Genomic DNA, 17,537 nt, shown 5'->3' with positions numbered 1-17,537 from the left:
TCCAATGCACTGCTTCAGCGGTAGGGAGGCTGACCGGCTGACCGTTGCAGTTGAACATTGCGCGGGGCTTGAGCTCTCACTAGCAGAGATAGAACGAGGCGGCCGTCATGAGCATCGAACGCAGCATTCCTGAACTTGAAGCCTGGTACGCGCAGTACGACGACATCAGCTACCGGCGCGAATCGCCGGACGCCTACTACCATGAACTGGTTCGCACCGCCGAGGCGCTGCGGGACGATGGTGCCATTGACTGGGATGACTGGTTGGCGCTGAAGGCACTGGCCGACGAGGCACATATTCGGGCACTGGAAGATGCCGTGCAGGCTCACGTGAGTGACCCTGACGCATGAAAGCGCTGAAGATCGCCACCTTCAATATCAATGGCATCCGCAGCCGCCTGCCCGCGCTGTTGGCCTGGCTGGAGCGGGAGCAGCCGGACATTGCGTGTTTGCAGGAACTAAAGGCGGCCGATCAGCAATTTCCTCGCCAAGCCATCGAAGCGGCAGGTTATGGCTGCCTGTATCAGGGGCAACCCTCCTGGAATGGCGTGGCGATCCTGGCGCGCGATAGTGAGCCGCTGGAGGTACGGCGCGGGCTGCCCGGCATGCAGGACGATGAGCAGAGCCGCTATCTGGAAGCTGCGGTGCACGGTGTACTGGTGAGCTGCCTTTACCTGCCCAATGGCAACCCGCAACCCGGCCCCAAGTTCGATTACAAACTGCGCTGGTTCCAGTGCCTGATCAAGCATGCCCAAACACTGCAGGGCAGCCACCATCCTGCGGTGTTGGCGGGCGATTTCAATGTGGTGCCCACCGATCTGGACATCTATAACCCGCGCTCATGGCTCAAGGACGCGCTGCTGCAACCTGAATCGCGGGCGTGTTTCGAACAATTGCTGGCGCAGGGCTGGGTCGATGCTGTGCGTCACCTGTATCCCGAGCAGCGCATCTACACATTCTGGGACTATTTTCGCAATCATTGGGCGCGCAATGCCGGGCTGCGCATTGATCATCTGCTGCTCAACCCCAGTCTCAGCCCTTACTTGAAGCGGGCGGGCGTGGATGCCTGGGTGCGCAACGAAGCCAAGGCCAGTGATCATGCGCCGGTCTGGATCCAGTTGAGCGGGCGTCGAAAGCAATGCTAGAGGGGCACGACCTTCCGCTTATCCCTGCCCATAGCATAAGTGTGGTCACGCCGTCGCTTCCAGTTGTGTATTTTTTCGCCACCCTCGCAGATTCATGGCGCAGAGACAGAATTGAAGGATAATCAATGCCCACGCTTCTGCTTGCCAGCCCCACACGGCCCACAATACGTTGCTTGCAATAAAGCAGCAGAAACCTGCCTTCCTCCGCCCCGGACGGCGCGAACCGATGCACCACGCTGCCAGCACGGTCATCAACATCGCAGGCCATTCAAGTAACCCAATCCAATAATCCATGACACCTTCCGACTGATGGTGGGGTATGTGAAGCTGATTACCTGCCAGCGGCCTGAGCGCTGGCAGGTGATCGCTTGACTAAGCTGCTTGCTGCTCGCTCTTGAGCATCTTTTTCTGCATTTCCATGGTTTGCCCAAGCTCCTCGAGGGTGTCCTTGCTGAGCAGCTTCTTCGCGGTAGGGAAGAGCTCGCCTTCCTCTTCCTCGATGTGATGCTCCAGCAACTCTTTCATGACCTTGACCCGCCCCGCGAATTCGACGGTACCTGTGTCGGTATGCAGGAGGTCGGGTAAGACGAGGGCGTCGACAGTGCGGTGTTCTTCCTTGGCCTCGTAGTACATCTTCGCTTCTTCCTTGCCACCCGCTTGCTTGATGGCCGGGTAGAGTATTTCTTCCTCGAGCGCGGTGTGGATCTGCAACTCTTGCTCGATCCTGTGGAGTAACTCGGCCCGTTTCTTCACTGCGCGCTCGGTAGTGGTCGACAGCTCTTCGAGCAGCTTCTTCACGAGCTTGTGGTCCTGGATCAGTAAGTCGATAGCGTTCATGGCGTTCCTCGTCACGGATTAAATCAAGAACCTGCTCGTGGTGGAGTACACGCAGAAAGAAACGGTTCAATGCTTAAGATGGCTGGCATCCCCCTCAGGCGCGCTCGCCGAAGAAGCGAACGTGACCTCGCAATGAGACCACGCTCATTCCTCGGTACGCAGACCTCCTCTAGCTATCCCTGCGTCGTGAATGTGTGAGTGTGAAACCCACAAGGATTCCCAGCGCCGCTGCGCCGATCAGCAGTGGCGTTATGTTTTTTGGCTTCCTCCAGCCTCCGTCGATACCCCTCCTGCCATTCGAAGGCTCAAAGAGGGCCCCCGATGATTCTTTGGCTTTGGGACTGCGATTTATCCAAGCGCCACTATCAGGCACTTCTCGTTCCGTACCCGATGCACCGGGGGCAACTGGGACAATGGTGTCACTGGCCTCGATCCGTGATAGCTCAAGCGTGGTGCCATCGACCAGAGTCAACGTCAGCCCTTCGACCGTGCCTGCCTCCCGGTTTGGAAAAACGGGTTCACCTGCGGCATCCAGGCTGTCGTAGATGAAGCGGGTACCTTCAAGCCAGCCCACGGCGGTGAGAAGCTCAGGGCCGAGATAATACTTCCCGTCCTGGAAGAAGCCTGGAAACTGATGAGCGCGCTCCACGTTTTCCACGCGATAGCGTTCGCCTGATTTCATGCCTGTCGCTTGATCGATCATGTTGAAAACCCCTGTAAGTGGCGCTCAGAACTGTCAGCCTTCGCTGTATTCGTCGGAAGTGGGCCCTGAGTGCCGGGTGCAGCGCCTGGCACGAGGATGACCTTGCGGCAGTTTTCCTGCTTCTGATCGAACATCTTGTAGCCCATGGCTGCTTCTTCGAGGGCCAGGCGGTGAGTGACGATCAATTCCGGTTGTAGACGTCCTGCTTCGATGTGTTCCAGCAGTTCAGGTAGGTATTTCTGAACATGGGTCTGGCCCATCTTGAAGGTAAGGCCCTTGTCGAACGCGTCGCCGAACATGAACCCGTGAATGAAGCCCGCGTACACACCGGGCACACTCACGACGCCGCCACGCCGCACGGCAGCAATGCTCTGGCGCAATGCTTTGCCACTGCTGCCTTCAATCTTCAGGGCCGTCATTACCGTTTCGGCAGTGCTGCCCTTGGCCTCGAAACCGACCGCGTCGATTACCGCATCGACTCCGCGCATGCCTGGCGTCTGCCGGATGATGCTGTCGGCTGGATCGTCGTCCTGCTCGAAATTGATCGGTATGACCCCGTAAGCTTCGCGGGCGTAGACCAAGCGGTAATCGTTGTCATCGACCATGAAGATGGTCTGAGCGCCGAGCATTCGCGCACAGGCGGCGCTCAGCAAACCCACCGGCCCGGCGCCGTAGATCGCCACCGACGACCCTTGGCCTATTTCGGCATTGATGACGGCCTGCCAAGCGGTCGGCAGGATGTCAGAGAGAAACAGTACCTTGTCATCGGCCAGCTCGGTGGGCACTTTGAACGGGCCAATGTTGCCCTTGGGCACCCTGACGTAGTCCGCTTGGCCGCCTGGGATACCGCCATAGAGATGGCTGTATCCGAACAGCGCTGCGCCCGGGGGAATGCGCTTCTTGTTGATGATCGCGCCCCGCCCCGTGTTGGTGGTTTCGCAGGCAGCAAACAGGTCGTGCTGGCAGAAGAAGCAACTGCCGCAAGCGATTACGAAAGGAATCACTACGCGGTCGCCGACCTGGAGATTGGTGACTGCATTTCCAGTGTCCTCTACGATGCCCATGAATTCATGGCCGAAGATATCGCCAGCTTCGGTTTCAGGAATTTTGCCTCGGTAGAGGTGTAGGTCGGAGCCGCAAATGGCTGTGGCGGTGACCCTGAGGATGATGTCGTCGTCTTGCTCGATGATGGGATCAGGAACGTTGTCGACCCTGACGTCGTTTGCTCCGTGGTAAGTCAGTGCTCTCATGAAAGTCAGCTCCTGCAGCCGCGTATTTCCGTTATCGGTATGCAGGGGAAGCCACGGCGGACAGTAAAGTTCAGACCAACACGTCAGGCGGTACTGGTTTGCTGCGTACCCGAAAACAACGCGGGACGACAGAACCGCTAGAGAAGTCCGGCCCGGGTTGTCCCGAACCGGCGCCACGCAGGCGTTTATCGGGATTTAACTTGAACATTGCCACCGTTATGTCGGTCATCTAACGGACACACGGGCGATTTACGCTCGGCAAGGACCCTGCCGGATCCAGACCGGCCAACTTCAAGGGCAGCGCATGAAGGCAATGGACACTGCAACAGCGAAACGCAAAGGCATCAAGCTGCGCGCCACCATCATCTACCGCAAGGATGGTGAGGTTTTGTTCGTTCGCAAGCGCAAGGCCAAGTGGAACCTGCCGGGTGGCCGTGTCGAGCGAGACGAAACGCCGCTTGAGGCGGCTATGCGGGAGATGGCCGAGGAAACTGGCCTCGCGTTCGACGAGCTTCGTTACCTCACGATGTTCCGGGAGGACAAGGTCATCCATTATCTGTTCGAAGCCCGAAAGGCCGACGATAAGCCACGCCCTCGAAACGAGATCGAGGCTTGCCGTTGGATCAAGGCCAGGGATGTGGCGAAGCGCCGAGTAAGGCGCCCGATCAAGACCCTCCTGAAACGCTGCGCCTGATCATCCCAAGCCGTATCACATCACTTTGTCGAGCGTGATCGGGAATTCCCTCACCCGTTTGCCTGTGGCATGGTAGACCGCGTTGGCCACCGCAGCGGCCACCCCGACGACGCCGATTTCGCCCACGCCTTTGGACCCCAGTTCGTTGACAATGTCATCGTGCTCTTCAACGAAGATCACTTCGATATCCCCGCAGTCTGCATTGACCGGGATGTGGTACTCCGCCAGGTTGTGATTGACGATGCGGCCCAACCGGTGGTCGGTCAACGCTGCTTCGTGCAGGGCCATGCCCACCCCCCAGACCACGCCCCCCAGGATCTGGCTGCGTGCGGTTTTGGGGTTTATCACACGGCCTGCCGCTACAGCGCTGACCACTCGGGCTACCTTGATCGTGCCAAGGTCCTCGTCGACGTGGACTTCCACGAATACCGCCGAATGGGTGGCGGTGGAGAACGGTTGGCGCCTGGCGCCGGGCTCTGCGTTGATCTGCACTTCGAACGCACCGTCGGGGGCGCTGGCGACGATGTCTGCCATGGCCAGGCGATGACTGCCCGCGTGCAAATAGCCATCGGCGAAAACGAACTGCTGCCGGGGTGTGCTGGCCACTTGGGGGTACATGTTGCGCGCATGGTCCAGCACCTTGGTGCGCAGAACATGGCAGGCCTGGCGCACGGCCGAGCCCACCGAAGACACCGTGAACGAGCCGCCCTGAAGCGGTGCGGTGGGCAGTGAGGAGTCACCCAGCATGAAGGTGACGTCCTGCACCCTCGCGCCGGCAGCGTCGGCGGCGATCTGAGTCATGACGGTATAGGTGCCTGTCCCGATATCGGTGGTGGCACTGCTGACGGTAAGGTGGCCCCGGGCATCGATGCGCGCCTTGGCACTGGCCTTCATCTGCATGGCTTCCCAGACGCCGCCAGCCATCCCCCAGCCGACTAACTGGTTGCCACTGCGCATGCTGCGCGGTTGCGGATTGCGACCATGCCAGCCAAAGCGTTCGGCACCGTGCTGATAGCACGCCAGCAATTCCTTGCTGGAGTAGGGCTTGCCTTCGTTGGCATTGTTGTCGGTGAAATTACGCCGGCGCAGGTCAAGCGGGTCAACCCGGGCTGCACAGGCGAGCTCATCCATGGCGCACTCCAGCGCAATCATCCCGGACGCGGCCCCAGGTGCCCGCATGTCCAGCGGGGTGTACACATCGAGCGAGGCCAGGCGGTAACTGAGCGCAACGTTATCGCACTGGTAAAGCATGCCGCTCCATTCGACCAGGTGTTCGGTGAAGTCCTCGAAGCGGGAGGTCTGGCCAAGCGCATCATGAGCGATCGCCAGCAAGCGCCCGTTTGCGTCTGCACCCAGGCGCATGCGTTGCTCGGTGCGGGGCCGGTAGCCAAAGGTGAACATCTGCTGGCGGGTCAGGGTGACGCGCACCGAGCGCTTCAGGTGCAACGCCGCCATCACTGCCAGCGGCAACTGGTACTGCGGGCGCAAGCCCGAGCCGAAGGCGCCGCCGACGAACGCCGCGCGCACACGAATGTTTGCCTTGGGCAGGCCGAACACCTTGTGCAGGTAGTCCTGGCAGTTCTGCGTACCTTGGGTCTTGTCGTGGATTTCCAGAGTGCCGTCGGCCTTGTAGTGCACGGTCGAGGCATGGGGCTCCATTGGGTTGTGGTGTTCGTTGGCCGTCAGGTAGGTGGCATCCACCTGCAGAGGCGCCCCGGCAAACTGCCCGGCGAAGTCGCCACGCGGCGCCGGTGTTTCGGCGGGTGCCGCATGCGATTGATGGCATGCGCCCAGATCTGTCTGGTGAGCCTCCTGGGCATAGTCGATTTTGATCAGCGAGCCTGCATAGCGGGCCAGTTCGAGGGTTTCGGCGATCACCAGCGCCAACGGTTGCCCGCTGTAGAGCACTCGATCATTGAACAAGGGCCGAAACGGCGAGCCCTCGGCAGGGTCGGCATCGCTGTAGTCGTCGTCATAACTGGAGATAGGCGGACGATGGCCATGGTCGAGCACGGCGATAACCCCGGGCACGCGCATGGCCAGCGAGCTGTCGATTTCGAGAACCCGACCGCGCGCGATGGTACTGGACACGACGCTGCCGTGCAGCAGGCCCGTCTCGGGGTATTCGCCCGCATAGCGGGCCTGCCCGGTGACCTTCGCCACACCGTCCACGCGGTCCAGGGGCGTGCCGACTACGGGTGTGCTTGTGATCATGGTCGTGCCCCCCCGTTAGCGGCGCCGCGCGCCGCGTCATCCAATGCCCGCACGATTGCTCGCTGAGCGAGCGTCACCTTGAAACCGTTGTGGCTCAGGGGTTGTGCACCTTGCAGCAACGTTTGCGCGGCGCGGTTGAAGAGCGCTTTTGAAGGCACCTGGCCGGCCAGCAGGCGCTCCACAACCGGGTCCCGCCAGGGTTTGTGGGCAACGCCGCCCAGCGCCAGGCGCGCCTGCTGGATCACTTCGCCATCGAAGGTCAAGGCTGCAGCGACTGACACCAGCGCGAACGCGTAGGAGGCGCGGTCGCGTATTTTCAGGTAACGGTAATGGTGTTCGAACACCGGGGGTGGCAGCTCGATGCCTGTCACGAGCTCATCGAATGCCAGGTTATTGTCGCGCTCGGGGGTGTCTGCGGGCAGGCGATGGAAATCCGCGAAGGGTATCTGCCGTTCACCGGACGGCCCCTGTACGTGCACCACGGCTTCGAGCGCAGCCAATGCCACGCACATGTCCGAGGGATGGGTCGCGACACAGGCATCGCTGGCACCGAGAATGGCATGGATGCGGTTCATGCCTGTACGCGCAGGGCATCCGCTGCCAGGTTCACGTTTGTTGCAGGGGGTGCCGGTGTCGTAGAAGTAGTAGCAGCGGGTACGTTGTAGCAAGTTGCCACCGGTGCTGGCCATGTTCCTCAACTGCGGCGATGCTCCCGCCAGGACCGCGTCTGACAACAGTGGATAATGCCGCTCGATCAGCGGGTGCCATGCCAGGTCGGCATTGCTCACCCTTGCACCGATCAGTACGCCGCCGCCAGGGGTGGCGTGAATACCGTTCAGCCCAAGGCCGGAGATGTCGATCAGGCGCGCGGGGCGAACCACGTTTTCCTTCATCAGGTCGACCAGGTTGGTGCCCCCGGCGATGAAGTGCGAGCAGGCGTCAGCCAGGTTCACCGCTTCGCTGACTGAGGCGGGCTTGTGGTAGCTGAAGGGCGTCATGGGTGCTGCCCTCGTTGTGCCTTGGCCCCATTCGTCATCGACGGTAAGGCTTCTTCCACGGCTGCGACGATGTTGCCGTAGGCACCGCAGCGGCAAAGATTGCCGCTCATCTGCTCGCGAATGGCCTCGCGGGTGTCGGCACGTCCCTCGTGAACCAGCCCGACCGCAGAGCAGATCTGCCCTGGGGTGCAGTAACCGCACTGGAATGCATCGTGGGTGATGAAGGCGCGCTGCATGGGGTGCAGGTCGTCGCCACTGGCCAGCCCTTCGATGGTCACCAGGTCGGCCCCGTCGCACATGATGGCCAAGGTCAGGCAGGCATTGACGCGCTTTCCATCGCGCAGCACCGTGCAGGCGCCGCATTGGCCATGGTCGCAGCCTTTCTTGGTGCCGATCAGGTCCAATTGCTCACGCAGCAGGTCGAGCAAGGTGACCCAAGGATGCACCTGCAGTGTTCGGGGCTGACCATTAAGGGTCAGACAGATGGGGTGCTCCGCAGCCCCGTTTGAAGCGATCGCGGTCATGGTAGGTCCTCACGGTCAGGGTTCGCGCACTTTGCTGCGTCTCTTTTGTGCGACCGGGCCGGCAGATCAAACGTTCAGCCGGATCGCCGGGGTGCCGATCACTTCTTGCTTGACCAGCGCGCGCCAGGTTTCTACCTTGTCGCGCCAGCGCAGGTCAGTCTTGTGCTCAAGCAACGGCAACAGTGCGCGCAATGTTTCGCTGGCGTCGCCGACCAGGTTGACCTCCATCGGGTAGCGCAGGCTGAGCATGTCGGGTTGCAGGTCGATCTGCACGCCTCGCGCCTGGCCTTCCCTCGGCGAAAACTCGGAATAGGGAAAGCCGGAGCCGATCATCAGCAAGGTGTCGCAGTCGCTCATCAGCTGATAACTGGGTTCGGTGCCGGGGAGGCCGATCGACCCGGTGACCCATGGGAGGTCGTCCGGCAGCACAGCCTTGCCCAGTAGCGCTTTGGCCACCCCGGCGCCGAGTGTTTCGGCAATTGCAACGACCTGCTCTGTCGCCTGCAGTGCGCCGGCACCCACCAGTATCGCCACCTTGTGCCCGGCATTGAGCACCTCGGCGGTTCGTTGTAGGGGAAGTCCTGCAGGTCGTTGGGCAGGATGACAGCGGTGACGCGGCGTTCGCCGACGGCCGTACGCACCGCACGGTCGAGCAGGTGGCGCACCTGCTCGGGGGTCGATGCCTGCTGAACGAACGCACCGGCAACGTCCTTGAACATCGACAGCAGGTCCAGCTCCTGCTGGTAGTGCCCACCTAATGCCGCCCGGGCCGGATGTGGCCATGCACACACCGAGCTCGCCGGTGAACTTGGCATGGGCGCTGGCCATGAAGGCTGCTCAGGCCAGAATGTCTACGTCAGACTCATTTCGTCAAATGCTAAGTTCCGGCCTGACGGGGCCTTGCTCAAGCACGTATCTATACGAGTTTCATACAGAGCCCGGACGTTCACTACTCGGCTTTTTGATCCTGATCAAGTGTGGCAAAGCTGCCAGTGCTAGTGTCCAGCTTAGTTTCGCCACGGGTTGTGCAGATGATCTGGCTCTAAAACCATCAAAGCAGGTTGCTACACATTACCCTGGTGCTATTGGTGCTGGTCTTCGGGGGTGCGGCAGGTCATGGCTGTTCTACCCAGTGCATGACTCCGCAGTAGCCCATAAGGATGTCGCTATGAGTCTGGAGGAGCATGCACACCCGTTTAAACATCTGGAGATCGCCATGTACATCACTACCAGAACGCTTGTCGCCGCACTGCTGATCGGCAGCCCGCTTCTTGCCGTGGCTGTCGATGAACACCACCCCGATCAGGCTCCGGCGGGCGCCCAAAGCCAGTCGGCGTCAGCCCAGGGCCAGGAAAAGGTCATGGCCGAACAGGTACAAAGGATGCAGGCCATTCACGACAGGATTGCTGCCGCCAAGACCCCGGAGGAGCGCCAGGCGGCCATGCATGACGGCATGCAGGCGATGAAGGATGGACTGGGCATGATGCAAAACGGTTGTGCCGGAAAGGGCATGGGTATGCACATGAAGATGATGGACCCAAAGATGATGGAAATGATGATGAAAATGTTGGATCAGCAGGCCGGCATGATGAGTTCGCCATCCAACATGAAAGACATGCCCATGCAGCGCTCCATGGAGCCGCCAGCCCCGAAGCCAGCCCAATAATCATCCGCCGCGGTTCCGGTTCCGGCCTTGCCCTGCGGAGCGCAAGCGTTCCTGGCAAGGCCTCTCAATATGATGATTATGTTGTTAGGCAATAATGTCATTGGTAGAGGGCCTGCTGATACAACCTCAAATCACAAGCCCCAGCCACATTGCTCCGAGGATGATCAGTTGGCCGGGAACAAGGTATCGCGCAAAACTGAAGCCGCCGTTGGTCAGGGCCAATATACATTTGGTCAACGTGTTTCCGGACAACGCCAGCAAGCCTGGTATTACCAGACTCTCCACACTTAGCCTGCCGACAATGACCAGTGAGGCCACCGAGGCAATTGCTGCATGAGCATCGCCCATACCGCTGACGAAGGCCGCTATATTCACGCCATTGTGGCCAAGATGCTGAAGAAGAAATGCCGAGAACAAGGCGATGCAGGTCAGGGCGACGGTAATGATTAGAGCTGTCCAGAGGCTGAAGGCCCCGTCACCCCGATGTGCTGGCGAGCCTCCGGAGGTGGCACGCCAGGGTGCCAGCAGTAATACACCATAAACCACGGTGATCAAGGCGCCGAGCCCGATCGATGGTACGAATGGTTTCAGCAGGCGTCGGTCGACGATAGCCAGCACCAGGGCGAATTGCGTGATGCTGGCGAGGTTGGACAGCACCGCTGCCGAGGCGAAGGATCTGGCAGCCGCCTGCTGCCGTCGAGCCTCGTGTGCCAACAGAGCGATAGTGGCAGAGCTTGAGGCAAAGCCTGACGCGATTGCGCTCATCGGCAAGCCATAACGCGGGCCCATCAGGCGCATGGCAATATGGCCTAATGCCCCAACGGTCATCAGCAAGACCGCCAAGGTACAGATCGTGCGAGGGTTTACCACACCGTAAGGTCCCAGGAAACGGTTCGGTGTCAATGGCAGTACCACCAGTGCTATCGTCAACAGCATCAAACCATCGCGCACTTCTTCTTCGCTTAGTTGTTGCAGCACGAAATGATGTAATTCACGCTGCAGTGCCAGCAGCACGGTCAGCACCACGCCTACCGCCGTAGCAAGTTCGGGTTCGCTCAAGCTCAGCGCGCCCAGCGTCAGCACCAGTAGCAGGGCGATTTCGCTGGTGACTTCGGGGTCTTTGTCGGCATGTTTGCGGTAATGCATGCACAGCATCAGCACCAGGCCAATGCTGGCGACCCCGACCAGCACCGGTCCGGCCAGCAACATGCTGACGTAGCCCAGCAGGGCGGTGATGGCGAACGTCCTCAGGCCGGCGGCGGCATGGTCTTCATTGCGGCCTTTCTTGCGCTCGCGCTCAAGCCCCACCAGCATGCCGACGCCTAGCGCCACAGCGCCGTGGCTGACATTCATCGTGTCGAGCATGGCGCCTTCGGAGTGTCCTTGGGCGCGACTTCCGCGCCGCCTTGCTCGAGGGCTATCAAGGCTGGCAGATCGAGTATCTCGACAAGCCTGCCACGCATACTGACGATGCTTAGCGCACGCAAGCGGGCGACCGAACGACACACGGTCTCAAGACGAAGTCCCAGGTACGAAGCCATGTCCTCCCGGGACATGCGCAGCATGAAGCCGTGGGCAGAATAGCCCCGGCTGACGAAGCGCCGTGACAACCCCACCAGGAAGCTGGCCAGGCGCTGTTCGGCGGTAAGGTTGCACAGCATCAGCACCCGCTCATGCTCGCGTACGATTTCTCGGCTCATCAAACGGTTCAGGCTTTGCTGCAGGACGGGAAAGTCGCGTGCCAGTGCCTGCAACCGGCGATAGGGGACAGGGCAAACTTCGCTGTCTTCCAGAGCAATGGCGTCGCATACGTGATGCTCGGTTGCGATGGCGTCGAGCCCAAGCACATCGCCCGCCATCCAGAAGTTGATCACCACGCCCTGGCCTTCGGCGCTGTTCAGGCTGGTCTTGAAGCTGCCACAGCGCACGGCATAAAGCGTCGTCAGCGGATCGTTGGCGTTGAACAGCGCGGCGCCTTTGCGAATGCGCATGCGTGGTCCGATCAGTGCACCCAGGCAACTGTTGTCATACACGGGCAGACCGGTGGGCAAGCACAGCCCGCTGACACGGCACTCTGTGCACAGGGTTGCTAGCGGTTTGAGATGAATCGGGGTTGCCGGGCTCGACGCTGCAGGTTGGTCGAGCAAGGTCACTTTCAGTAGACCAGTCATTTTCAGGCCTCCTTCGCGCATCGTAGACCTGCCTGGGCAGCCATCCGTGCATTGGCTTTGCCAACGTTGCCCATATCTGGGCGTGGTGACCAGTCGGCGAGCATGTCCCGTGAATGGGGCGCGTTGAGGCGCGCATTCAACCGATCGACGAAAGCTTGCGCTTCGTTGGGCGTATTGAAGCTCACCCGGCAGTCGTCCATGCGGACCCACCAGCGATCCTGTTCAGGATTATTTTCGACGTAGATGTTCATGAAAGCCTCCAAAGAGCATGCATGCGCAAACCAACTGCAAATCCATGCGTAACGAAGGCATCCCTGCCGGCAACAGGGGGGGGTAGGGCGTGATGGCCATTTTCATCACGCCATCGCGCTGGTTGGCGAATGTCTCATGGGCAACTTCGATGGTTTTCATGTGCGCCATGACACGCCTCCGGGGCATTCGATGATTGTTGTTGGTGTGGGGTCAGATTGCGCCGTTAACGGCCAGAAGCTTTGACCAGCATCAAATTTCCGCGCAGTCGGCGTTGCCGTCTGTCCGCCCAGTAATTCAGTTGATAAACATCAAATCCGCCAGGTGCGGGTGATGGATGATCCAGCAACACTCACCAACCGCTGAGGTGTGCCATGGACAACCCGCAAAGACTTCTGCTGATCGCCTCGCCCCTGATGCGGCGCACCCCGGTCTACGACCGTGCGGCTGCGCTGGCCAAGGCCAAGGGCATGGCCCTGCATATCGTTGCTTTCGACTATCTCGAAGGCCTTGCCACGGCGGGCCTGGTCAATGACCAGGCACTGGCTGTGATGCGTGAAGGTTATGTTCAGCAACACCGTGCATGGCTGGAAACCCAAGCGCTTTCGATGCGCCGTAACGGGGTCACGGTCACCACCGAAGTGGTATGGGTGCAGCATCCGCTGGACGAGATCCTCGTCCATCTGCGCGAGCAGCCATTCGCCCTGCTGATCAAGGCCTTCGAGCATGAACCCTGGTGGGTGCGGGCGATGTTCACCTCGCTCGACATTCAGTTGCTGCGCGAAACCCGCATTCCCCTGCATCTGGTGCATCAGGCCAGCCACGCGCTGCCGCGCAAGATTCTGGCTGCCGTGGACCTGTCCCGCCCCGAGGACCAGTTCGAGGGGTTCAACGACCAGATCATCAGCGAAGCGCTGAAACTGGCATTACAGTGCAATGCCCAGATCGAACTGCTATATGCCTACGATCTAGGGTCCATGTACCTGGACTCAAGCGGCAGCCGCGAGCATTCGTTTCTGTTCGATTCCAACCTCGCCCAAACACTGCACGAGGCGCAAAGCGAGGCCTTCCAGGTACTCGCCGAACGCAACGGTATCGCCCCCGAACACCGCCACCTGCGCCTGGGAGACCCGGCCAAGGTGCTGGCGCTGTTCATGGAGAACAATGATATCGATGTACTGGTCATGGGCAGCTACCACCATCACGGCATTGGCTGGTTCATCGGTACCACTGCAGAGCGGGTGTTGCATCGGTTGTCCAGCAGCATGCTGGTGATTTCACCAGAGCATTCCCAAGGCTGAGAGACAAGGCCCGAGAGGGCCTTGTTTTCAGGTGCGAAGATCGAGTTCGTGGATGATTTCGCTGACATCGCCACCCACGTAGCGTGAGGCCCACCCCAGGGCCTTGGTCAGCCGGTGCATGGCGTAGTTGTTCGCCAGGTCCCTGGAGATCATGAAGTGAAAGCCATTGCGCTTTGCGGCTGCGATCAGGTGCTGCATCAGCAGCCGGCCCAGCCCCTTGCGTTGCCACTCTTCATTTACGGCTACGGCGCATTCGCACAGGAGGCTGCCGGGAACACTGGCATACCGACTGACCCCGATCTGGCGCAACTGCCCATCTGCATGGACCAGGGCAACGTAGGCTTCACGCTGGTGATGATCCACTGGCATATGCTGCGCATCCAGGCTCGGGGCACCGCCGCTGAGCCCGGCGATGAAGCGGAAACGCCGGGTCTCGAAGGCGATCGTGCTGAGAAAACGGCGGTCCCTTTCCCGGTCTTCCTCGCGCAGGGGGCGGATCAGCACAGCAGTGCCGTCAGAAAGCTTTTCGATCCAATGCTCGCATGCGTCTGGCTTTTCAGTCTGCTGCCTGTTCATGTCGCCTCCCGCTTATCTGGTCGATGCTTGCCAGAGCTTTTGTACCGTGCTGGGCGGCGCCGGTTCTGACAATCGTCAAGTTCAGGCTCGGCTGGTGGTTTTCTGATCTGTATCAAGCGCGAACAGGCCTGCTTTCGGACAATCGCCTACATCATCACGCCAGACGCGCAAGCCCGGAGGTTCGCCATGGGTCAATATCGACAACTGCTGGTGCTGCTCACCGAGCTCGACCCGCATTCGGCCGCGCTACGCCGGGCCCTGGCCCTGGCGCATGTCAGTGGTGCCAGTGTGCATGTACTGGGCTTGTTCGAACCGACGCAGGAGCACCTGCTGCGCGAAGAGCGATTGAACGAGGCCGATATCCAGCGTCAGTTCGACCACTACCGTGTGCGGCTGGCTGGGTTGGTCGAGCGTCACCGTGGCAGCGGCATCGCTTTGACGGTTGACAGCTTGCAGGCAGAGGACATCCGCAGCCAGGCCATCGACTACATCAGCGAACTGCAGCCTGATATGGTCATCAAGGACAGCGAAGCGACGCCAACCATGGTGCGCCTGTTCAGCACGCCCCTGGATTGCGCGTTGATGCGGGGCTTGAAGGGCATCATGCACTTCGTACCGGCGGCAGCAGCGTCACTGCCCCAACGCGTGCTGGTCGCCGTTGACACTTCCTTCAGCGAAACGCCCGAGGTCCAGGCGTCCTTCAACCGTGGCCTGATCCGCGCCGCGCAGGCGCTTGCACTGCAATGCGATGCGCAGTTGCACCTGCTCTCGGCCTACAACCTTACGGACGTGTTTGCTTCGGACATGAACGTCACCCAGGCGTGGATCGATGAGATGCGCAGTGCCCTGAAGGAGCCGTTCGACACCCTGGCAGACGCCGAGGGGGTCGCGGCGGAACGCCGCCACTTCATGGAAGGAGGCCCGGTCCAGGTGATTCGCGAGCAGGTCGCTGTGCTGGATATCGACGCGGTGGTCATGGGCGTCGTGCAGCCAAAGGGCCTGGAAAAACTGCTCGGCGACACCACCGAACGCATCGTCAGCCGCCCGCCGTGCAGCGTGCTGGCGGTTCACCCTCAAGCGGCCGAAACCCTGGAGCCCTAGCCATGCAACTGACCTTCCTCGGCGGGACCGGGACCGTGACCGGCAGCAAGTTCCTGCTGACCCGCGACAGCAGCCGCGTGCTGATCGACTGCGGACTGTTCCAAGGCTACAAGCAACTGCGCCTGCGCAACTGGGAACCGCTATCGGCGGCGCTGCGCGCGCTCGATGCCGTGGTGCTGACCCACGCCCACCTCGACCACAGCGGTTATCTTCCGGTGCTCGCGAAGGAAGGCTATACCGGGCCGATCTACGCTACGCCGGCCACCTGTGCCTTGGCCGAGATCCTGTTGCTCGATAGCGCCCGGCTGCAGGAAGAGCAGGCCGAGCATGCCAACCGACACGGCTATTCCAAGCATTCACCGGCACGCCCGCTTTACACCGCACAGGATGCAAAGCGCGCCTTGGCATTGTTCCGCCCTGTGGAGTTGCATCACCCGACCGTGATTGCGCCGGGGATGGAGCTGCTGTTGCGCACGGCTGGGCACATACTCGGCGCCGCGACGGTACAGATCAAGGTAGACGGCCAGACCGTGGTCTTCTCTGGCGACCTGGGCCGGCCACAAGACCCGATCATGCGCGCGCCGGAACTGATCAGGACGGCAGACGTGCTGCTGGTGGAGTCCACCTACGGCGATCGCCAGCATCCAACCGAGTCGACCGAGCAATTCCTGGCCCAGGTCATCAACCAGACCCTCCTGCGCCATGGCATAACCTTGGTGCCGTCGTTCGCCGTTGGCCGTGCCCAGTTGCTGATGTACTACCTGTACAAGCTCAAACGCGATGGCCTGATACCCGACATCCCTGTCTACCTCAACAGCCCTATGGCTACCGACGCAACCACCCTGTACCAACAGTTCAGGAGCGAGCATCGCTTGACGCCAGCGCAATGCGCTGCAATGTGCAGGGGCACGCATATCATCCGTACCGTCGATGAATCCCGGCATCTGGATCAGTTGCGTGAACCTGCGGTCATTATCGCCGCCAGTGGCATGGCGACCGGTGGACGGGTTTTGCACCATCTCAAGGCGCTGGCGCCCAACCCACGTAACAGCATCCTGTTCTCGGGTTTCCAGGCCGGTGGTACGCGCGGCGCCGATATCGTCGCCGGGGCGCGCAGTGTCCGCCTGCATGGCGAAGACGTGCCCATCCGGGCCCAGGTGCATGCCATGGAGAACCTGTCTGCGCATGCCGATGCCGACGAGATCATGGAGTGGCTGCGCGGATTCGCCCGCCCCCCTCGCCAGACCTACGTTATCCATGGTGAGCCGCACGCCGCCGACACGTTGCGGCGGCGGATCAGCATCGAGCTCGGTTGGCAGGTGTACGTGCCCGAGTATCAGGAAACCGTTGCCATTGACCCAGTGCGCTAGCCTGGGCCGGGAGGTTGTCATGGAAACACAAGCAAGGTCGAAAATCCGGGCCTGGATGCATCGGCCACGGGGGAGCCTGGGTTTGATCGTGGCCATCTTCGCGGTGCTCGCCGTGTTCGCTGCCTACCGGGCGTTGAGCCCGAACTGGCGCCTGCCGATGCAACATCCACTTGTGCTGCTGGCTTTGCTCGCCTTGTGCGTGGCGTTAGGCTGGGTGGTGCAGCGTGGCGTGAAACGCACGGTAGCCAAGACCATATTCAATGGCCACGCCACGGGCTGGCAGGCTCGGCTTGCTTTCCTGCGCTCGGTCACCCAGGAGTCAAACGTGCTTTTGGGCTTGTTGCTGTTCCTGGCGTTGCTCGCTGGCGGCACGCTTTGGCTGGCGGGGCGCTCGGTGGACCGTATCGTGGAGAATTGCACAGACAGCCTGCAGGCCCGGGTGAACACCCTTGAGGATGAAAAGCTCACGGCATTGGTCGGCAAGCCGGTGTGTACCTGCCTGGCGCAAACGTTTCTCGACCGCAATGGGGTGATACCCCTGGCCTTGTTCGAAACGCCGATGCGGGAAGTGAGCGCATACAAGGCGTTGACGGCAGACGATGAACAGCGTTGCCTCGAACAGTTCGACCTGCTGCCTGAAGAGGCCCGGGTGACGGTGCCTTGAATGGTAGTAGTGCTTGCCAGTAGCTGAAACGACCGGCGCCCGTCGCGGCGAACAGCACAGCGAAGGCGGGGGAAT

Annotated in this window: 19 protein-coding genes and 2 pseudogenes; 8 read left to right on the top strand and 13 right to left on the bottom strand. The window is 60.9% G+C overall.

Features of this window, described 5'->3' with window-relative positions; translation table 11 throughout:
* Window positions 1–107 precede the first annotated feature (107 nt).
* The gene (locus tag B9A31_RS15090; RefSeq protein ID WP_016714210.1) at window positions 108–350 is read left to right on the top strand and encodes a hypothetical protein; all 243 of its coding nucleotides are present in this window, start codon (window positions 108–110) and stop codon (window positions 348–350) included.
* Window positions 347–1,144: an exodeoxyribonuclease III gene (gene xth / locus B9A31_RS15085; protein WP_016714209.1), complete on the top strand. Its 798-nt coding sequence runs from the start codon at window positions 347–349 to the stop codon at window positions 1,142–1,144. The genes B9A31_RS15090 and xth overlap by 4 nt, the downstream gene beginning before the upstream one ends.
* 45 nt (window positions 1,145–1,189) lie before the next feature.
* Here the strand turns inward: xth and B9A31_RS15080 are convergent, their stop codons facing one another.
* From B9A31_RS15080 to B9A31_RS15065, 4 genes and pseudogenes are all read right to left on the bottom strand, one after another.
* Window positions 1,190–1,438, bottom strand: a complete 249-nt coding sequence (locus B9A31_RS15080) for a hypothetical protein (RefSeq protein ID WP_080578119.1) — start codon at window positions 1,436–1,438, stop codon at window positions 1,190–1,192.
* A gap of 78 nt (window positions 1,439–1,516) precedes the next feature.
* A complete protein-coding gene (locus tag B9A31_RS15075; protein ID WP_019098240.1) occupies window positions 1,517–1,981 on the bottom strand; it encodes a hemerythrin domain-containing protein in 465 nt (154 codons plus the stop codon).
* A 355-nt stretch (window positions 1,982–2,336) separates the two neighbouring features.
* Window positions 2,337–2,684: pseudogene (locus B9A31_RS15070) on the bottom strand (short-chain dehydrogenase); the annotation flags it as partial.
* Window positions 2,681–3,934 carry a zinc-dependent alcohol dehydrogenase gene (locus tag B9A31_RS15065; RefSeq protein ID WP_016714206.1) on the bottom strand — a complete coding sequence of 418 codons (1,254 nt, stop codon included), beginning with the start codon at window positions 3,932–3,934 and terminating at the stop codon, window positions 2,681–2,683. The gene B9A31_RS15065 and the pseudogene B9A31_RS15070, both read right to left, overlap by 4 nt.
* A gap of 304 nt (window positions 3,935–4,238) precedes the next feature.
* Here B9A31_RS15065 and B9A31_RS15060 point away from each other — a divergent pair, with 304 nt between their 5' ends.
* Window positions 4,239–4,628, top strand: a complete 390-nt coding sequence (locus B9A31_RS15060) for an NUDIX domain-containing protein (RefSeq protein ID WP_050545243.1) — start codon at window positions 4,239–4,241, stop codon at window positions 4,626–4,628.
* 15 nt (window positions 4,629–4,643) lie between these two features.
* Here the strand turns inward: B9A31_RS15060 and B9A31_RS15055 are convergent, their stop codons facing one another.
* The 4 genes and pseudogenes from B9A31_RS15055 to B9A31_RS15040 form a co-directional block, all read right to left on the bottom strand.
* Window positions 4,644–6,842 (bottom strand): xanthine dehydrogenase family protein molybdopterin-binding subunit, encoded by a 2,199-nt coding sequence (locus tag B9A31_RS15055; protein WP_084297101.1) that lies wholly within the window; start codon window positions 6,840–6,842, stop codon window positions 4,644–4,646.
* Complete coding sequence (locus B9A31_RS15050; protein WP_019098243.1) at window positions 6,839–7,840, bottom strand: FAD binding domain-containing protein; 1,002 nt, start codon at window positions 7,838–7,840, stop codon at window positions 6,839–6,841. Before B9A31_RS15050 ends, B9A31_RS15055 begins: the two co-directional genes overlap by 4 nt.
* A complete protein-coding gene (locus B9A31_RS15045) occupies window positions 7,837–8,364 on the bottom strand; it encodes a (2Fe-2S)-binding protein (RefSeq protein WP_025753083.1) in 528 nt (175 codons plus the stop codon). Before B9A31_RS15045 ends, B9A31_RS15050 begins: the two co-directional genes overlap by 4 nt.
* A gap of 117 nt (window positions 8,365–8,481) precedes the next feature.
* Window positions 8,482–9,201 (bottom strand): annotated as a pseudogene (locus B9A31_RS15040) (thiamine pyrophosphate-requiring protein); the annotation flags it as partial.
* Window positions 9,202–9,532: 331 nt separating this feature from the next.
* Here B9A31_RS15040 and B9A31_RS15035 point away from each other — a divergent pair.
* Window positions 9,533–10,030 (top strand): hypothetical protein, encoded by a 498-nt coding sequence (locus B9A31_RS15035; RefSeq protein WP_016714200.1) that lies wholly within the window; start codon window positions 9,533–9,535, stop codon window positions 10,028–10,030.
* A 126-nt stretch (window positions 10,031–10,156) separates the two neighbouring features.
* On the opposite strand, the gene B9A31_RS15030 is transcribed toward B9A31_RS15035, so the two are convergent.
* From B9A31_RS15030 to B9A31_RS15015, 4 genes are read right to left on the bottom strand one after another with little or no spacing between them, the layout of a single operon-like run.
* A complete protein-coding gene (locus B9A31_RS15030) occupies window positions 10,157–11,395 on the bottom strand; it encodes an MgtC/SapB family protein (protein WP_025753079.1) in 1,239 nt (412 codons plus the stop codon).
* Window positions 11,380–12,201 (bottom strand): helix-turn-helix domain-containing protein, encoded by an 822-nt coding sequence (locus tag B9A31_RS15025; protein ID WP_025753077.1) that lies wholly within the window; start codon window positions 12,199–12,201, stop codon window positions 11,380–11,382. Before B9A31_RS15025 ends, B9A31_RS15030 begins: the two co-directional genes overlap by 16 nt.
* 2 nt (window positions 12,202–12,203) lie before the next feature.
* Entirely contained in the window at window positions 12,204–12,452 is a 249-nt protein-coding gene (locus B9A31_RS15020) for a hypothetical protein (protein ID WP_025753075.1), read from the bottom strand.
* A complete protein-coding gene (locus tag B9A31_RS15015; protein ID WP_019098248.1) occupies window positions 12,430–12,621 on the bottom strand; it encodes a hypothetical protein in 192 nt (63 codons plus the stop codon). Before B9A31_RS15015 ends, B9A31_RS15020 begins: the two co-directional genes overlap by 23 nt.
* A gap of 203 nt (window positions 12,622–12,824) precedes the next feature.
* On the opposite strand from B9A31_RS15015, the gene B9A31_RS15010 reads away from it, so the two are divergent.
* The gene (locus B9A31_RS15010) at window positions 12,825–13,751 is read left to right on the top strand and encodes a universal stress protein (RefSeq protein WP_027615182.1); all 927 of its coding nucleotides are present in this window, start codon (window positions 12,825–12,827) and stop codon (window positions 13,749–13,751) included.
* 27 nt (window positions 13,752–13,778) lie between these two features.
* Here the strand turns inward: B9A31_RS15010 and B9A31_RS15005 are convergent, their stop codons facing one another.
* Window positions 13,779–14,327: a GNAT family N-acetyltransferase gene (locus B9A31_RS15005; RefSeq protein WP_019098250.1), complete on the bottom strand. Its 549-nt coding sequence runs from the start codon at window positions 14,325–14,327 to the stop codon at window positions 13,779–13,781.
* A 186-nt stretch (window positions 14,328–14,513) separates the two neighbouring features.
* Here B9A31_RS15005 and B9A31_RS15000 point away from each other — a divergent pair, with 186 nt between their 5' ends.
* The 3 genes from B9A31_RS15000 to B9A31_RS14990 are packed head-to-tail and all read left to right on the top strand — an operon-like array spanning window position 14,514 to window position 17,462.
* Window positions 14,514–15,428 (top strand): universal stress protein, encoded by a 915-nt coding sequence (locus B9A31_RS15000; RefSeq protein WP_084297100.1) that lies wholly within the window; start codon window positions 14,514–14,516, stop codon window positions 15,426–15,428.
* A gap of 2 nt (window positions 15,429–15,430) precedes the next feature.
* On the top strand, window positions 15,431–16,798 hold the full coding sequence (locus B9A31_RS14995) for an MBL fold metallo-hydrolase RNA specificity domain-containing protein (protein WP_025753070.1): 1,368 nt from the start codon (window positions 15,431–15,433) through the stop codon (window positions 16,796–16,798).
* Window positions 16,799–16,853: 55 nt separating this feature from the next.
* Window positions 16,854–17,462, top strand: coding sequence for a hypothetical protein (locus B9A31_RS14990; RefSeq protein ID WP_084297099.1), 609 nt, complete (start codon window positions 16,854–16,856; stop codon window positions 17,460–17,462).
* The last annotated feature ends 75 nt before the right edge of the window (window positions 17,463–17,537 follow it).

Origin of the sequence: Pseudomonas sp. URIL14HWK12:I5 (genome assembly GCF_900176445.1) — a bacterium.
In the GTDB taxonomy this organism is placed as follows: domain Bacteria; phylum Pseudomonadota; class Gammaproteobacteria; order Pseudomonadales; family Pseudomonadaceae; genus Aquipseudomonas; species Aquipseudomonas monteilii.
The sequence above is the reverse complement of the archived record's forward strand: the minus strand, read 5'-3'. Positions and strand labels throughout refer to the sequence as shown.

What these genes read in the sequence shown, in the direction of transcription:
- B9A31_RS15090 (WP_016714210.1), top strand. Translation starts at nt 108, where the DNA reads ATGAGCATCGAACGCAGCATTCCTGAACTTGAAGCCTGGTACGCGCAG.
- xth (WP_016714209.1), top strand. Translation starts at nt 347, where the DNA reads ATGAAAGCGCTGAAGATCGCCACCTTCAATATCAATGGCATCCGCAGC.
- B9A31_RS15080 (WP_080578119.1), bottom strand. Translation starts at nt 1,438, where the DNA reads ATGGATTATTGGATTGGGTTACTTGAATGGCCTGCGATGTTGATGACC.
- B9A31_RS15075 (WP_019098240.1), bottom strand. Translation starts at nt 1,981, where the DNA reads ATGAACGCTATCGACTTACTGATCCAGGACCACAAGCTCGTGAAGAAG.
- B9A31_RS15065 (WP_016714206.1), bottom strand. Translation starts at nt 3,934, where the DNA reads ATGAGAGCACTGACTTACCACGGAGCAAACGACGTCAGGGTCGACAAC.
- B9A31_RS15060 (WP_050545243.1), top strand. Translation starts at nt 4,239, where the DNA reads ATGAAGGCAATGGACACTGCAACAGCGAAACGCAAAGGCATCAAGCTG.
- B9A31_RS15055 (WP_084297101.1), bottom strand. Translation starts at nt 6,842, where the DNA reads ATGATCACAAGCACACCCGTAGTCGGCACGCCCCTGGACCGCGTGGAC.
- B9A31_RS15050 (WP_019098243.1), bottom strand. Translation starts at nt 7,840, where the DNA reads ATGACGCCCTTCAGCTACCACAAGCCCGCCTCAGTCAGCGAAGCGGTG.
- B9A31_RS15045 (WP_025753083.1), bottom strand. Translation starts at nt 8,364, where the DNA reads ATGACCGCGATCGCTTCAAACGGGGCTGCGGAGCACCCCATCTGTCTG.
- B9A31_RS15035 (WP_016714200.1), top strand. Translation starts at nt 9,533, where the DNA reads ATGAGTCTGGAGGAGCATGCACACCCGTTTAAACATCTGGAGATCGCC.
- B9A31_RS15030 (WP_025753079.1), bottom strand. Translation starts at nt 11,395, where the DNA reads ATGCTCGACACGATGAATGTCAGCCACGGCGCTGTGGCGCTAGGCGTC.
- B9A31_RS15025 (WP_025753077.1), bottom strand. Translation starts at nt 12,201, where the DNA reads ATGACTGGTCTACTGAAAGTGACCTTGCTCGACCAACCTGCAGCGTCG.
- B9A31_RS15020 (WP_025753075.1), bottom strand. Translation starts at nt 12,452, where the DNA reads ATGAACATCTACGTCGAAAATAATCCTGAACAGGATCGCTGGTGGGTC.
- B9A31_RS15015 (WP_019098248.1), bottom strand. Translation starts at nt 12,621, where the DNA reads ATGGCGCACATGAAAACCATCGAAGTTGCCCATGAGACATTCGCCAAC.
- B9A31_RS15010 (WP_027615182.1), top strand. Translation starts at nt 12,825, where the DNA reads ATGGACAACCCGCAAAGACTTCTGCTGATCGCCTCGCCCCTGATGCGG.
- B9A31_RS15005 (WP_019098250.1), bottom strand. Translation starts at nt 14,327, where the DNA reads ATGAACAGGCAGCAGACTGAAAAGCCAGACGCATGCGAGCATTGGATC.
- B9A31_RS15000 (WP_084297100.1), top strand. Translation starts at nt 14,514, where the DNA reads ATGGGTCAATATCGACAACTGCTGGTGCTGCTCACCGAGCTCGACCCG.
- B9A31_RS14995 (WP_025753070.1), top strand. Translation starts at nt 15,431, where the DNA reads ATGCAACTGACCTTCCTCGGCGGGACCGGGACCGTGACCGGCAGCAAG.
- B9A31_RS14990 (WP_084297099.1), top strand. Translation starts at nt 16,854, where the DNA reads ATGCATCGGCCACGGGGGAGCCTGGGTTTGATCGTGGCCATCTTCGCG.